Consider the following 14,426-nt stretch of genomic DNA (forward strand, 5'->3'; position numbering starts at 1 on the left):
GTCAGATCACTCCGTTCGACTTGAGCAGGCGCAGTTCCTCGTCGCCGAGGCCGAGTTCGCCGACGTAGACCTCTTCGTTGTGCTCGCCGAGCAGCGGTGAGCCGGTCACCTCGACGGGGGAGTCGGACAGCTTGAGCGGGCTGCCGACGGTCACGAACTCGCCCCGCTGCGGGTGCGGGACGGTGACGACCATCTCGTTGGCGACCAGCGACCGGTCCTCGATGATCTCCCGGGTGGACAGGATCGGGCCGCACGGGATGTTGTGCCCGTTGAGCCGCTCCAGCACCTCCCACTTGGGCAGCGTCGAGGACCACTCCTCGATCAGCTGGAACATCTTGTTCAGCTTGGGCAGCCGCGCCTCCGGCGTCGCCCACTCGGGGTCGTCGGCCAGTTCGGGCCGGCCGATGAGCTCGCTGATCGGCTGCCAGCCGACGGGCTGCACGATGACGTACACGTAGTCGTTCGGGCCGCCCGGCGCGCACTTCACCGCCCAGCCGGGCTGGCCGCCGCCGGACGCGTTCCCGGACCTGGGAACCTCGTCGCCGAAGTCGTCGTTGGGATATTCACGGAGCGGGCCATGTGCCAGCCGCTGCTGATCCCTCAGCTTCACCCGGCAGAGGTTGAGGACGGCATGCTGCATGGCCACGTTGACCCGCTGACCGCGCCCGGTGTTCTCCCGCTGGTACAGCGCCGCGAGAATCCCCGCCACGGCGTGCACACCCGTCCCCGAGTCCCCGATCTGGGCTCCCGTCGCCAGCGGCGGCCCGTCCTCGAAACCGGTGGTCGACATCGACCCGCCCATGGCCTGCGCGACGACCTCGTACGCCTTGAAGTTGGTGTACGGGCCCTCGCCGAACCCCTTGATGGAGGCATAGACGATCCGTGGATTGATCTCCTGGATGCGGTCCCAGGTGAAGCCCATCCGGTCGACCGCGCCCGGTCCGAAGTTCTCGACCATGACGTCGGAGCGCCGGATCAGCTCGGTGAGGATCTCCTTGCCGCGTTCGGTCTTGGTGTTGAGGGTGATGCTCCGCTTGTTGCAGTTGAGCATCGTGAAGTACAGGGAGTCGACGTCCGGCAGGTCACGCAGCTGCTTGCGCGTGATGTCACCGGTCGGCGCCTCCAGCTTGACGACGTCCGCGCCGAGCCAGGCGAGCAGCTGGGTCGCGGAGGGCCCGGACTGGACGTGGGTCATGTCCAGGACGCGGATGCCTTCGAGGGCCTTGGTGGACGGAGCAGTCATCGGGGCACCTCACTTGTACATGGTCTGGTTCATGGTTCCGGGGGCGTACGCGTCGGGGTCGACCCAGACGTTGATCAGGGACGGCTTGCCGGACTCGCGGGCGCGCCTCAGGGCCGGGCCGATGTCGGCGGGGTCGCGGACCTCCTCGCCGTAACCGCCCAGCATCTGGGCGAACTTGTCGTAGTGGACGTCGCCGAGGGTGTTGCCGATCCGCTCGCGGTCCTTGCCGTACTTGGCGGCCTGGCCGTAGCGGATCTGGTTCATGGAGGAGTTGTTGCCGACGATGCCGACGAACGGGAGGTCGTAGCGGACGAGCGTCTCGAAGTCCCAGCCGGTGAGGGAGAACGCGCCGTCGCCGAAGAGCGCGACGACCTCCTTGTCGGGCCGCGCCTGCTTGGCCGCGAGCACGAAGGGGACGCCGACGCCGAGCGTGCCCAGGGGGCCCGGGTCCATCCAGTGCCCGGGTGACTTGGGCTGCACGACCTGCCCGGAGAAGGTGACGATGTCGCCGCCGTCGCCGATGTAGATCGAGTCCTCGGTGAGGAAGTCGTTGATCTCGCTGACCAGGCGGTACGGGTGGATGGGTGAGGCGTCCGACCTCAGGTTCGGCAGCCGCTTCTCCAGCGCGGTCTGCTCGGCCGCCCGGAGCTCGTCCAGCCACTCCTTGCGCCTGGACGCACCGCCGTTGACGCGTCCGGAGGCCGCCTCGGTCACGGCCTTCAGCACCAGCCCGGCGTCGCCCACGATGCCGAGGTCGATGTCGCGGTTCTTTCCGACCGTGCGGTAGTCGAGGTCGATCTGCACGACGGTCGCCTCCGGCGACAGCCGCTTGCCGTAGCCCATACGGAAGTCGAAGGGCGTGCCGACGATGACGATCACGTCGGCGTTGGAGAAGGCGTACCGGCGCGACAGCTGGAAGTGGTGCGGGTCGCCGGGCGGGAGGGTGCCGCGGCCGGCGCCGTTCATGTACGCCGGGACGTTCAGGGTGCGCACCAGCTCGATGGCCGATTCGGTGCCCCGGGTCGTCCACACCTGGCTGCCGAGCAGGATGGCCGGCTTCTCGGCGTGCACCAGCAGGTCGGCGAGCCTCTCGATCGCCTCGGGGTCGCCGGCCGAGCGGGTCGAGGCGCGGTAGGCGCCGGACTGGGGCACGCGGGCCTTGGCGGCGGGCACCTTGGCGTCCAGCACATCGCGCGGGATCTCCAGGAAGGAGGGCCCGGGCGCGCCGTGGAAGCACTCGCGGAAGGCCATGGAGACCAGGTCCGCCGCGCGTGCCGTGTCCGGCACGGTCGCCGCGAACTTGGTGATGGGGTTCATCATGTCGACGTGCGGCAGGTCCTGGAGGGACCCCATCTTGTGCTGGGTGAGGGCCCCTTGACCGCCGATCAGCAGCATGGGGGACTCCGCGCGGAAGGCGTTGGCGACACCGGTGACGGCGTCGGTCGTCCCCGGGCCCGCGGTGACCACGGCGCAGCCTGGCTTGCCGGTGATGCGCGCGTAACCGTCGGCGGCGTGGGCGGCGACCTGCTCGTGGCGTACGTCGACGACCTCGATGCCCTCGTCGACGCAGCCGTCGTAGATGTCGATGATGTGGCCGCCGCACAGCGTGTAGATGCGGTCGACCCCCTCGGCCTTGAGCGCCTTGGCTACGAGATGACCACCGGAGATCACGTCCTGGGTGTCGTCGGGCATGGCGAAGTCCTGTCCCTTCGTAGGGGGTTGGAACGGCTCGCAGTACATTGCATACAGTCGACGAATACTGTATGAAGCTTGTTATCCCGCATCCGGTGGGTGGTGTCCAGGGGGCGTGCGGCATTTTCGGGGGTCTGGGGGTCGCTCCCCAGAAGACACAGCAGTCAGGAGCCGGAATGGACCTGTACGAACACCAGGCAAGGGAACTCTTCGAAGAGCACGGCATCTTGGTGCCGCGGGCCGAGGTGACGGACTCGGCCAAGGAGGCCCGCGAGATCGCACGCCGCCTCGGCGGACGGGTCGTGGTCAAGGCGCAGGTGAAGACCGGAGGACGCGGCAAGGCGGGCGGTGTGAAGCTCGCTGCCGACCCGGCCGCCGCCGAGCTCACCGCCCGTCAGATCCTCGGTATGGACATCAAGGGCCACACGGTCGGCAAGGTGATGCTGGCCCAACCCGTCGACATCGAGACCGAGTTCTACGTGTCCTACGTACTCGACCGCGCGGCCGGCCGCTTCCTCGCGATCGCCTCGGCGGAAGGCGGCATGGAGATAGAGGAGGTGGCGGCCGGCCGGCCGGAGGCCGTGGCCCGTATCCCCGTCGACCCCGCCGAGGGCGTCACCTCCGCGAAGGCGGGCGAGATCGCCCGGGCGGCCGGACTGCCGCCGCAGACTGTCGACGTCCTCGTACGTCTCTGGGACGTCCTGGTCCGCGAAGACGCCCTCCTCGTCGAGGTGAACCCGCTCGTCCGCACCCGGCAGGGGCAGATCCTCGCCCTCGACGGCAAGGTCACCCTCGACGACAACGCCCGTTTCCGGCAGGCGCGATGGGGCGCCGATGAAAGGGGGCACGACGACGCACTCGAGGCCGCCGCTGCCGCCAAGGGCCTCAACTACGTCAAGCTCGACGGCGAGGTCGGCATCATCGGCAACGGCGCCGGACTCGTCATGTCGACCCTGGACGCGGTCGCGGGCTGCGGCGCACGCCCCGCCAACTTCCTCGACATCGGCGGCGGAGCGAGCGCCCAGATCATGGCGGACGGACTGTCGCTGATCCTCACCGACCCGGCCGTGAAGTCCGTCTTCGTCAATGTCTTCGGCGGGATCACCGCCTGCGACGCGGTCGCCGACGGCATCGTCCGCGCCCTGGACACCGTCCGGCTGACCAAACCGCTCGTCGTGCGCCTCGACGGCAACAACGCGGCCCGGGGCCGGGCCGTCCTCGACGAGCACGCGCATCCGCTGGTCCAGCAGGTCACCCCCATGGACGGCGCCGCCCGCCGCGCCGCCGAACTCGCCACCGCGGCCTGAGGAGAGGGAACGCCATGGCCATCTACCTCACCAAGGAGAGCAAGGTCCTCGTCCAGGGCATGACCGGCGGCGAGGGCATGAAGCACACCCGGCGCATGCTCGCGGCCGGCACGAACGTCGTCGGCGGAGTCAACCCGCGCAAGGCGGGCCGCACCGTCGACTTCGACGACCGGGCGGTCCCCGTCTTCGGCTCGGTCGCCGACGGCATGCGCGCGACCGGAGCGGACGTCACCGTCGTCTTCGTACCGCCCGCCTTCGCCAAGGCGGCCGTCGTCGAAGCCGCCGACGCGGGCATCGGCCTCGCCGTCGTCATCACCGAGGGCATCCCCGTCCACGACTCCGTCGCCTTCACCGCGTACGCCAAAAGGAAGGGCACCCGCATCGTCGGCCCCAACTGCCCGGGCCTCATCACCCCCGGCCAGTCCAACGCGGGCATCATCCCGGCCGACATCACCAAGCCGGGCCGGATCGGCCTGGTCTCCAAGTCCGGCACGCTGACGTACCAGCTCATGTACGAGCTGCGCGACATCGGCTTCTCCACGTGCGTCGGCATCGGCGGCGACCCGGTCGTCGGCACCACGCACATCGACTGCCTCGCCGCCTTCCAGGACGACCCCGACACCGAACTGATCGTCCTCATCGGCGAGATCGGCGGCGACGCGGAGGAACGCGCGGCGGCGTACGTCCGCGAGCACGTCACCAAGCCGGTCGTCGGCTACATCGCCGGGTTCACCGCACCCGAGGGCAAGACCATGGGCCACGCGGGCGCGATCGTGTCCGGCTCGTCCGGCACCGCGCGGGCGAAGAAGGAGGCGCTGGAGGCGGTCGGGGTGAGCGTGGGAAGCACACCGACCGAGACCGCGAAGCTCGTGCTGGCGCGTCTCGAAGGCCGATAGCGGTCCCCCCTCGAGGCTGATTCCCCGCCCCCGACCGTGCACCGAGAGCGGAGCAACCCCATGGCACCCACCCTCACCCTCAAATCCGGCACGTCCTGGCCCGACGCGTGGCAGCGCTGCCGCACCGTCGCGCCCGAGGCCTTCCGCGACGACCGGGCCCTCAACCTCTGGAACTCAGCCTGGCAGGCGGACGGCCGGGTCCTGCCCGCCGTCAGCCCGGTCGACGGCAGTCCCATCGCCGGTCCGCCGCGCCTGGACGGATCCACCGCCCGCCAGGCCGTGCGCGCGGCCCTCGATCAGCACCGCGCCTGGCGGCACGTCCCCCTGCCGGAGCGCAGGGCCCGCGTCGCCGCCACACTCGACGCCCTCGCCGAACACCGCCGGCTGCTTGCCCTCCTGCTCGTCTGGGAGATCGGCAAGCCCTGGCGGCTCGCCCAGGCGGACGTCGACCGGGCCATCGACGGGGTCCGCTGGTACGTCGACGGCATCGAACCGATGGTCGCCGAACGGGCCCCGCTCGACGGCCCGGTGTCCAACATCGCCAGCTGGAACTACCCGATGAGCGTGCTCGTTCACGCATTACTGGTACAGGCACTGGCAGGCAACGCGGTCATCGCCAAGACCCCGACCGACGGCGGTGTCGCCTGTCTGACCCTGGCCAGTGCCCTCGCCGCGCGCGAGGGGATCCCCGTGACCCTCGTCAGCGGCAGCGGAGGCGAGCTGTCCCAGGCGCTGGTGCGGGCGCCCGAGATCGGCTGCGTCTCCTTCGTCGGCGGCCGCGACACCGGCGCCGCGGTGGCCACGGCCGTCGCCGACCTCGGCAAACGACACGTACTCGAACAGGAAGGACTCAACACCTGGGGCATCTGGAACTACTCGGACTGGGACGCGCTCACCGCGCTGGTTCCCAAGCTCTTCGACTACGGCAAGCAGCGCTGTACGGCGTACCCGCGCTTCGTCGTCCAGCGGCACCTGTTCGACGCGTTCCTGGCGGCGTACCTCCCGGCGGTCCGCGACGTCAGGGTCGGCCACCCGCTCGCCGTCGAGAAGCCCGACGACCCGTACGCCGACCTGGACTTCGGGCCGGTGATCAACGCCGCCAAGGCCAAGGAGCTCCAGGACCAGGTCGCCGAGGCGATCGAGCGCGGCGCCGTGCCACTGCACCGCGGCAGCCCGGCCGACGCCCGCTTCCTGCCCGGCCAGGACACCTCCGCCTACGTCCAGCCGGTCACCCTCCTCAACCCGCCCTCGTCCTCTCCGCTGCACCACGCGGAGCCGTTCGGCCCGGTCGACACGATCGTCCTGGTCGACACGGAGGCGGAGCTGCTCGCCGCGATGAACGCCTCGAACGGCGCGCTCGTGGCCACGCTGTCCACCGACGACCGGGCCACTTACGAGCGGCTCGCCCCGCACATCCGCGCCTTCAAGGTCGGCCACGGCCGGCCCCGCTCCCGTGGCGACCGAGACGAGCTCTTCGGCGGGCTCGGCGCGTCCTGGCGCGGCGCGTTCGTCGGCGGCGAGCTGCTGGTGCGCGCGGTGACGCGGGGACCGGCGGGGGAGCGGCTGCCGGGCAACTTCCCGGAGTACCAGCTCCTGCCGTGAGGTGGGCTGTCGCGTCCGACGCCGGTTCGCCACGCGGGCAGGCACCGCGGCTTCCCGGCGTCGGACGTCCTCGAGGTGCCCGGTCACCCGATGCCCTGTCGGTCCGGGCGCAGGGCGAACGCGCGGTCCGAGGGGGACGGTTCGGCCTGGTCGACCGCCTGGCGGAGCAGTGCGCGGTGGCGCAGCAGCGGCTCCCGCCGTTCCGCCGGCACGAGCAGGAGCAGGTCGTCCAGTCCGGCCAGCATGCGCCGGGAGACCTGCGGGCTCCCGATGGCGCACCCCCGTACCTCGGTGAACCCTAGATCCACCAGCTCGGTCCACCCCGGCACGGGCTGCACCAGCCGCACCGCACCGGCCCGGTCCCGGTGCAGGGCGGTGTCCAGCGGGCGCCGGCTCAGCGAGGCCAGGAACTGGATGATGCGGTCCAGCGCCTGGACGGCGGTCGTCGGATCGTTGATCGCGGGCGACAGGGCGCGCAGCGCGATATCGGACAACTGGCGCAGTCCGAAGCCGAGATCCTGGTGGTAGGTCCGCTCCACCCCGACCGAGGCCGTGTAGCGCAGCGCGCCGCGCGGCGGGGCCGGACCCCCGTGGACGGCCAGCACGGGCGTACCGGGCACCACGAAGTCCCCGATCCTCGGGATCAGCCGCAGCACGACCCCGTGCTTGCGCGCCACCCGCACCAGTCGCGCGATGTGCACGTCCCGCAGCACACCCGCCCGGCCCTCGTGCGGTACCCACGCGGTCGCGGGGCCGACGAGAGCGCCGTCCCCGTCGTGTCCGCCCGTCGGCACGGGCATCGAGGCAGCCACCCGGAAGGACTCCGTGGCGATCCGTGCGATGACATGGCTGATCCGCATCAGCCGCAGGGTGGTGTTCACGTACAGCACGAAGAGGAACAGGCTCAGCGCCACCATGCAGAGCGTGAGGACCGACTGCACCAGCGGCACCGACGTCGCGTCACGGGGGTCGTCGGCGGTGTCGAAGGAGGTCAGGACCAGCAGGGTCAGCACGAAGGTCGCCAGGAACACCGCGAAGGTCGCCTTGGTGATCCGGCTCCGCACGAAGAGCCGCACCACGCGCGGGGTGAACTGCCCGCTCGCCATCTGCACGGCCACCAGCGAGATGCTGAAGACCACACCGATGAAGGTCATCATCGCCGAGCCGACCACGGTCACGACGGCCTTCGCGTCCTCCGCGAACCGCAGCAACTCGTCGAGCGTCTCGTAGTCGCCGTCCTCCTGGAGCGCGTCGACGATGACCGTGTCGAGAACCTGCGCCCCCACCCAGACCACGAAGACGCTCACCATGGCCACGGTGGGAGCGAACCAGAACGTGTCCCGCAGATGCTCCCGGAGCGGCGACAGCGCACGCGGGCGGCGACCCGGAACGGGGCTCTGCGTAACCATCCAGTCACTCATGGTGCGACCCTAGGGGTAACGGGCCGCGAGGTCCCGGACCCCCGCCAGGCGGACGGAAACGCAGGTGAAAGGCACTCCGAAACCTTGGTATTGTTGTCCATGTCGCCGCGGGGAGCACCCCTGGCCAGGCGACGGACACCTTGTCCGGGTGGCGGAATGGCAGACGCGCTAGCTTGAGGTGCTAGTGCCCTTTATCGGGCGTGGGGGTTCAAGTCCCCCCTCGGACACAGATCAGCTCGGGCGGATCGAGGTTCTCCTCGATCCGCCCGAGCTGTTGTGCGTGGGCCACCAGCCCCGAGGGTCCCGTTCGCTCAGTCCCGGTACCCGCGCAACTTGCGGTACAGCGTCGCCCGGCCGATCCCCAGCGCGGCCGCCGCGCGTGCCTTGTTGCCGCCGTGGCGGCGCAGTGCCTCCAGGATCGCGGCGCGCTCGGCGTGCTCCATCGGGCTGAGGGGCCGCGCGGCCGGACCTTCGCGCACCGGGTCCGGGAGTTCGGCCCGGCGGACCGGTCCGGACATCCGCCGCTGCTCCGCCAGGGCCCGGACGACATGGGCCAGCTCGGTGACGTTCCCGGGCCACGGGTACAGCTCGAGCGCGCGCAGGGCGTCCAGGGTCCAGGTCAGCGGGGGCTGTCCAGGCACCGGCCGTGGCGCGAGGACCGGCAGCAGTTCCCGGAGGTCCTCGGTGCGTTCCCGCAGTGGGGGCAGGGTCACCGAGCGGGCGGACAGTTTGTCCAGTAGACGCTGCAGGCAGGGGCCGACCTGCGCGCCGGGCGTGTAGGTGACCAGCACGCGGGTGTCAGGGTGTGTGTCGAGCAGGGAGTTGAGCGCGGCCACGCCCGGCTGTTCGAGGCGCTCGGCGTGCCGCAGCAGGAGCGGCCGGTCGGCCGGCCACGCGGCCAGGGCCCCGTCGAGTCCGGTGTCCCGCGCCGCGTCGGCGACCCGGACCGGGCCTCGGCCGAGCACCTCCCGGGCCAGCGCGGACTTGCCCGTTCCGCGCTCACCGGTCAGCAGCAGCGGCTCCGGGGAGCGCGCCAGCTCCACCGCACGCGCGACGGCGTGCCGCCATGGGACCGAGGAGCCGGTGAGGCTGACGGGTGGGCGCGGCGAAGCCGGCGCCGGCGGCACGGGGTCGCCGAGCGGTTCCAGGACGGCGACGATCCCGAGGACCGTGCCGTCGTCCAGACGCACGGGGGTGATCCGCGCGGCGTACCCGGCTCCCTCGGCCACCCCCGCCCCACTCACCCCGACTTCGAGCCGCGCGGTGCGCCCGCCGGGCTCAGTCGCCCCCGCCCCAGCCGCACCGTCCTCGAGCCGTGTGGTGTGCCCACTGGTCTCGGTCACCCCCGCCCCACTCACCCCGACTTCGAGCCGCGCGGTGCGCCCGCTGGGCTCGGTCACCCCGGCCTCAGCCGCACCCTCTCCAAGTCGCGCGGCGCGCCCGCCGGGCTCGGCCCCTTCCGTCTCACCCGCACCGCGCCCAAGTCGCGTGCTGCACCGGACTTCCCCGGGGCCCTCGACCCCGCCCGCGCCATCCCCACGCCGCACGCTCACCGCCGTACGCTCCAGCGCCTCGAGCACCTCCGGTGTCAGCAGCCGCTGCGCCGCGTCGCTGACCAGCCGGTTGCGGCCGTCCAGGGCGACCACGGCCAGGTCCGCCCCACGTCCTCCGTCCGGCCCGGCCGCCCGTAGATACGCGTCCAGCAGTACCCGCTCGGCCCGGCCCGCCCGCGCGCGCAGTTCCGTCTCGACCGCGGCCGCGGCGGCCTCGGCGAGTGCCGCCTGCGGATGCGGCGAACGCGTGGTGCACAGCCTTGACGCCACGGTCACTGTGCCGAGCACCTGGGCGCTCTCCGGGGCGAGCAGCGGGACGGTGACCGCGGACACGTCCTGCCACCGGTCGAGGAAGTGCTCCGGCCCGTGCATCTCGGCCCGGCTCCGGGTGCGCAGGGCGAGGGCCGCGCTGTTGTTGCCGACCTCCTGCTCCGACAGAACGGGGCACCTCTCGAGCCCGGGCACGCTCCCCGCCGTCCAGAGCACGCGCAGCCGCTCGTCGGTGAGGATGAGGAGCGACCTGCCGGCGCCCAGGGCGGGGACGATCCGGTCGAGCACCGGGCGGGCGGCGTCGAGCAGGGCCGACTCCACGGGTCGTACCGGACGAACCGCCGGTTCCTTCAAGTCGTGCGGCACGCCGAAGAACCGCGCCCGTCGCCACGCCGCGGCGACCTCCTCCGGCACGCCGTCGGGCAACGGGCGCCCTGTCAGGAAGCGTTCCCGGGCGTCGTACAGCGAGGGGAGGGCGGTGGCGGCGGGGGTGTGCTCTGTGGTGGTCACGACATGTCCACCGTATCGGGTTCCGTTGAACGGACAACAACTGCCGTGTCCGGAACGTCCGGCGCACACGATGTCTCGTATTGAGACACCCACCACCTGCCGAACCGCTCCATGATCATGAATGGCCGAAGTCCGATTCCCCCCGCAGGAGCGCCCCGTGTCCACCGTCGTCGAGACCGACGTCCTGATCGTGGGCAGCGGCCCGGCCGGTGCCTCGGCCGCGCTCGCCCTGAGCACCTACGGCGTGCCCAACCTCGTGGTGACCCGCTACGCGAGCCTCGCCGACACACCCCGTGCGCACATCACCAACCAGCGCACCATGGAGGTGCTGCGCGACCTCGGCGTGGAGCAGGAGGTCGTCGCGCAGGCGACCCCGCAGCACCTGATGGGCAACACGACCTTCTGCACCAGCCTGGCGGGCGAGGAGCTGGGCCGGGTGCGCTCCTGGGGCAACGACCCGCTCGTCCAGGCGGAACACGAACTCGCCAGCCCCACCCGCATGTGCGACATGCCGCAGCACCTCATGGAGCCGGTCCTCGTGGACGCGGCCGTCGCCCGTGGCACCCGGCTGCGCTTCGAGACCGAGTACCTGTCCCACACCCAGGACGCGGACGGCGTCACGGCCACCGTCCGCGACCGGCTGCGCGGGGACACCTACGAGATCCGCGCCAAGTACCTGATCGGCGCCGACGGCGGACGGTCGAAGGTCGCCTCGGACGCCGGGCTGCCGATGGGCGGCCAGATGGGCGTGGCCGGCAGCGTCAACATCGTCTTCGAGGCGGATCTCACGCGGTACACCGCCCACCGCCCCTCCACCCTCTACTGGGTCCTCGCCCCCGGCGCGACGGTCGGCGGCATCGGCGCGGGTCTGGTGCGCTGCGTCCGGCCCTGGACCGAGTGGCTGATCGTGTGGGGCTACGACGTCACCGCGGGCGCCCCCGATCTGACCACCGCGTACGCGGAATCCGTCGTCCGCAAGCTCGTCGGTGACGACGACATCCCCGTGACCATCAAGTCGTCCTCCGCGTGGACGGTCAACGAGATGTACGCGGAGAGGTACTCCAACGGGCGCGTCTTCTGCGCCGGCGACGCCGTGCACCGCCATCCGCCGTCCAACGGCCTCGGCTCCAACACCTCTATCCAGGACGCCTACAACCTGGCCTGGAAGCTCAAGCTCGTCCTCGACGGCACCGCCGGACCCGCCCTGCTGGACTCGTACACCGCCGAGCGCGCCCCGGTCGGCAGGCAGATCGTCACCCGAGCCAACCGGTCCATCCGCGAGACCGCCCCGGTCTTCGAGGCCCTCGACGGGCTCTCCCCGCAGACCCCCGAGCAGCTGTGGGCCAACATCGCCGCCCGCAAGGACGCCACCGAGGCCGCCGAGAAGCAGCGCGACCGACTGCGCGAGGCGATCGCCTTCAAGGTGTACGAGTTCAACGCGCACGGCGTCGACCTCAACCAGCGCTACACCTCCCACGCGATCGTCCCGGACGGCACGCCCGACCCCGGCTTCGCCCGCGACCCCGAGCTGCACCACCAGCCGTCCTCCCGCCCCGGCGCCCGGCTCCCGCACGCCTGGATCACCTCAGGCACCCGCACGCTCTCCACCCTCGACACGGTCGGCCGGGGCCGCTTCACGCTGCTCACCGGCATCGGGGGAGAGGGCTGGGTGCGCGCGGCCGAGGCCCAGGACATCGAGATCGCCACCGTGGTGATCGGTCCGGGGCAGGAGTTCGAGGACCCGTACGGTGACTGGGCGCGGCTGCGCGAGATCACGGACACCGGCGCCCTCCTCGTACGCCCCGACGGCTTCGTCGCCTTCCGGCACGCGTCCGCTGCTCCGGACGCCGGAGAACTGCTCGCGGACACGCTGCGGCGGATCCTCGGTCACGCCTGAGCGCGCCATCATGGAAGCAGCGGACGCCATCAGGGAAGAAGCGGACGTCGACGACGAGGAGCCGGGATGACCACCGACGCGACCGGGGCGGACGTCACCGAGCAGGCCCTTGCCAGCCTCCGCGGGACCGCCGACCCGCGGCTGCGCGAGCTGCTCACCGGACTCGTCCGCCATCTGCACGACTTCGCGCGGGAGACCCGGCTCACGCAGGAGGAGTGGGAGTGGGCGATCGCCTTTCTGACGGCGACCGGGCAGGCCTGCACCGACACCCGGCAGGAGTTCATCCTGCTGTCGGACGTGCTCGGGCTGTCCATGCTCGTGGAGGCCGTCAACGGCGACCGCGCGCCCGGGGCCACCGAGTCGACGGTGCTGGGTCCCTTCCACATGACCGAGTCGCCGGTCCGTGAACTCGGCGACGACATCGACCTGGTGGGCGGCGGCGAGACGTGCGTGATCAGCGGCCGGGTGCTGGCGCGGGACGGCACACCGCTGCCCGGTGCCGTCGTCGACGTCTGGCAGGCCGACGACAAGGGCTACTACGACGTCCAGCAGCCCGGCGTCCAGCCCGCGGGCAACGGACGCGGGCTGTTCACCGCCGACGCCGAGGGCCGCTTCTGGTTCCGCACCTGCGTTCCCGCCGCGTACCCCATCCCCACCGACGGCCCGGTCGGCGGGCTGCTGCGCGCGACCGGGCGGCACCCCTACCGTCCCGCGCACATCCACTTCATCGCCACGGCCGAGGGACACACGCCCGTCACCACACACATCTTCGTGGCGGGCGGGGAGTACCTGGACTCCGACGCGGTGTTCGCCGTGAAGCAGAGCCTGGTCCAGGACTTCACGGAGACCGACGATCCGTCCCTGGCAGGGAGGTTCGGTGTCCCGAACCCCTTCCGGCTCGCCCGCTTCGACCTCGTCCTGGAGCGTGCCGCATGACGTTCCGGAGCGACTTCTCGTACGAGACCCGCCCCGTGCGGGTCGTCTTCCGGCCCGGCGCGGCCGTCACCGCGACTCCGGACGAGGCCGCACGCCTGGGCCTGCGGCGGCTGCTCGTGGTGTGCGGCAGCCGGGGTGAAACGGTCGCCAGGGCGGTGGCGGACGCGCTCGGCGACACCTGCGTGGGAGTGCACGCCGAGGCCCGGATGCACGTACCCGCCGAGGACGCGGACCGGGCCGTCGAGGTCGTGCGCGCGGCCGGGGCGGACGGGTGCGTCGCGGTCGGCGGCGGCTCCGCGATCGGGCTCGGCAAGGCCATCGCCCTGCGCACCGGGCTGCCGCTGATCGCCGTGCCGTCGACCTACTCGGGCTCCGAGATGACACCGGTCTGGGGCCTGACCGAGCACGGCGCCAAGCGCACCGGCCGCGACCCGGTCGTCCAGCCGCGCAGCGTCGTCTACGACCCCCGGCTCACCCTCTCCCTGCCCGTGCCGCTGACCGTGACCAGCGGCGTCAACGCGCTCGCGCACGCCGTCGAGGCGCTGTACGCCCCGGACGCCTCGCCGTTGGTCTCCGTCATGGCCGAGGAGGGCGTGCGGGCGATGGCCGGGGCACTGCCGCACCTGGCCGCCGACCCGCAGGACCTGGACGCGCGCAGCCGGGCGCTGTACGCGGCGTGGCTGTGCGGCGCGTGCCTCGGCGCGACCACGATGGGGCTGCACCACAAGCTGTGCCACGTGCTGGGCGGCACCTTCGGGCTGCCGCACGCCGAGACGCACACCGTGGTGCTGCCGTACGCCCTGGCCTACAACGCCCCCGCCGCCCCGCAGGCGTTGGCCGTACTGGGGCGGGCCCTCGGCACCGACGACGTGCCGCGCGCCCTGTGGGAGCTGGCCGGACGTCTCGGCGCACCGCGGTCCCTCGCCGAACTCGGCCTTACGGAAGCCGACGTGGCACCGGCGGCGGCCCGGGGCGCGGGCGAGCCGTACGCCAACCCGCGCCCGGTGACGGCGGACGGGGCCCGGGCCGTGCTCCGGGCGGCGTACGAGGGAGGGCCGCCGGAGCCCGCCGGGGGAACCACCGTCTAGATCCGCTCGGA

The 14,426-nt window shown here is 71.9% G+C and carries 10 protein-coding genes and 1 tRNA gene; 7 read left to right on the forward strand and 4 right to left on the reverse strand.

Translation table 11 applies throughout. The annotated features are described in order from the left end of the window. Nucleotide 1 precedes the first annotated feature (1 nt). Together frc and OHU35_RS35465 are read right to left on the reverse strand one after the other, a co-directional pair. The gene (gene frc / locus OHU35_RS35460; RefSeq protein WP_189726151.1) at nucleotides 2-1,243 is read right to left on the reverse strand and encodes a formyl-CoA transferase; all 1,242 of its coding nucleotides are present in this window, start codon (nucleotides 1,241-1,243) and stop codon (nucleotides 2-4) included. Nucleotides 1,244-1,252: 9 nt separating this feature from the next. After that, nucleotides 1,253-2,935, reverse strand: a complete 1,683-nt coding sequence (locus OHU35_RS35465) for a thiamine pyrophosphate-binding protein (RefSeq protein ID WP_405508216.1) — start codon at nucleotides 2,933-2,935, stop codon at nucleotides 1,253-1,255. Nucleotides 2,936-3,111: 176 nt separating this feature from the next. Between OHU35_RS35465 and sucC the strand changes: the two genes are divergently transcribed. Genes sucC through OHU35_RS35480 form a run of 3 tightly spaced genes read left to right on the forward strand, consistent with a single transcriptional unit; the run spans nucleotide 3,112 to nucleotide 6,740 of the window. Beyond that, complete coding sequence (gene sucC / locus OHU35_RS35470; protein ID WP_405508217.1) at nucleotides 3,112-4,242, forward strand: ADP-forming succinate--CoA ligase subunit beta; 1,131 nt, start codon at nucleotides 3,112-3,114, stop codon at nucleotides 4,240-4,242. A 14-nt stretch (nucleotides 4,243-4,256) separates the two neighbouring features. Then, the gene (gene sucD / locus OHU35_RS35475; RefSeq protein ID WP_189726148.1) at nucleotides 4,257-5,138 is read left to right on the forward strand and encodes a succinate--CoA ligase subunit alpha; all 882 of its coding nucleotides are present in this window, start codon (nucleotides 4,257-4,259) and stop codon (nucleotides 5,136-5,138) included. Nucleotides 5,139-5,198: 60 nt separating this feature from the next. Continuing rightward, nucleotides 5,199-6,740, forward strand: coding sequence for an aldehyde dehydrogenase family protein (locus tag OHU35_RS35480; protein ID WP_189726147.1), 1,542 nt, complete (start codon nucleotides 5,199-5,201; stop codon nucleotides 6,738-6,740). Between the two features lie 83 nt (nucleotides 6,741-6,823). Here the strand turns inward: OHU35_RS35480 and OHU35_RS35485 are convergent, their stop codons facing one another. Further along, nucleotides 6,824-8,161 (reverse strand): DUF2254 domain-containing protein, encoded by a 1,338-nt coding sequence (locus OHU35_RS35485; protein WP_405508219.1) that lies wholly within the window; start codon nucleotides 8,159-8,161, stop codon nucleotides 6,824-6,826. Between the two features lie 142 nt (nucleotides 8,162-8,303). Between OHU35_RS35485 and OHU35_RS35490 the strand changes: the two genes are divergently transcribed. Beyond that, a tRNA-Leu gene (locus tag OHU35_RS35490) sits at nucleotides 8,304-8,388 on the forward strand. Nucleotides 8,389-8,472: 84 nt separating this feature from the next. Here the strand turns inward: OHU35_RS35490 and OHU35_RS35495 are convergent. After that, nucleotides 8,473-10,494 (reverse strand): helix-turn-helix domain-containing protein, encoded by a 2,022-nt coding sequence (locus OHU35_RS35495; protein ID WP_405508220.1) that lies wholly within the window; start codon nucleotides 10,492-10,494, stop codon nucleotides 8,473-8,475. A 121-nt stretch (nucleotides 10,495-10,615) separates the two neighbouring features. Between OHU35_RS35495 and OHU35_RS35500 the strand changes: the two genes are divergently transcribed. The 3 genes from OHU35_RS35500 to OHU35_RS35510 all read left to right on the forward strand — a co-directional run bounded on the left by OHU35_RS35500 (nucleotide 10,616) and on the right by OHU35_RS35510 (nucleotide 14,415). Next, a complete protein-coding gene (locus OHU35_RS35500; RefSeq protein WP_405508221.1) occupies nucleotides 10,616-12,391 on the forward strand; it encodes an FAD-dependent oxidoreductase in 1,776 nt (591 codons plus the stop codon). A gap of 66 nt (nucleotides 12,392-12,457) precedes the next feature. Beyond that, nucleotides 12,458-13,327, forward strand: a complete 870-nt coding sequence (locus OHU35_RS35505; protein WP_405508223.1) for an intradiol ring-cleavage dioxygenase — start codon at nucleotides 12,458-12,460, stop codon at nucleotides 13,325-13,327. Then, nucleotides 13,324-14,415 carry a maleylacetate reductase gene (locus tag OHU35_RS35510; RefSeq protein WP_405508224.1) on the forward strand — a complete coding sequence of 364 codons (1,092 nt, stop codon included), beginning with the start codon at nucleotides 13,324-13,326 and terminating at the stop codon, nucleotides 14,413-14,415. The genes OHU35_RS35505 and OHU35_RS35510 overlap by 4 nt, the downstream gene beginning before the upstream one ends. Nucleotides 14,416-14,426 lie beyond the last annotated feature (11 nt).

This window comes from Streptomyces purpurascens, assembly GCF_045040895.1.
GTDB lineage: Bacteria > Actinomycetota > Actinomycetes > Streptomycetales > Streptomycetaceae > Streptomyces > Streptomyces purpurascens.

What these genes read in the sequence shown, in the direction of transcription:
- frc (WP_189726151.1), bottom strand. Translation starts at nt 1,243, where the DNA reads ATGACTGCTCCGTCCACCAAGGCCCTCGAAGGCATCCGCGTCCTGGAC.
- OHU35_RS35465 (WP_405508216.1), bottom strand. Translation starts at nt 2,935, where the DNA reads ATGCCCGACGACACCCAGGACGTGATCTCCGGTGGTCATCTCGTAGCC.
- sucC (WP_405508217.1), top strand. Translation starts at nt 3,112, where the DNA reads ATGGACCTGTACGAACACCAGGCAAGGGAACTCTTCGAAGAGCACGGC.
- sucD (WP_189726148.1), top strand. Translation starts at nt 4,257, where the DNA reads ATGGCCATCTACCTCACCAAGGAGAGCAAGGTCCTCGTCCAGGGCATG.
- OHU35_RS35480 (WP_189726147.1), top strand. Translation starts at nt 5,199, where the DNA reads ATGGCACCCACCCTCACCCTCAAATCCGGCACGTCCTGGCCCGACGCG.
- OHU35_RS35485 (WP_405508219.1), bottom strand. Translation starts at nt 8,161, where the DNA reads ATGAGTGACTGGATGGTTACGCAGAGCCCCGTTCCGGGTCGCCGCCCG.
- OHU35_RS35500 (WP_405508221.1), top strand. Translation starts at nt 10,616, where the DNA reads ATGGCCGAAGTCCGATTCCCCCCGCAGGAGCGCCCCGTGTCCACCGTC.
- OHU35_RS35505 (WP_405508223.1), top strand. Translation starts at nt 12,458, where the DNA reads ATGACCACCGACGCGACCGGGGCGGACGTCACCGAGCAGGCCCTTGCC.
- OHU35_RS35510 (WP_405508224.1), top strand. Translation starts at nt 13,324, where the DNA reads ATGACGTTCCGGAGCGACTTCTCGTACGAGACCCGCCCCGTGCGGGTC.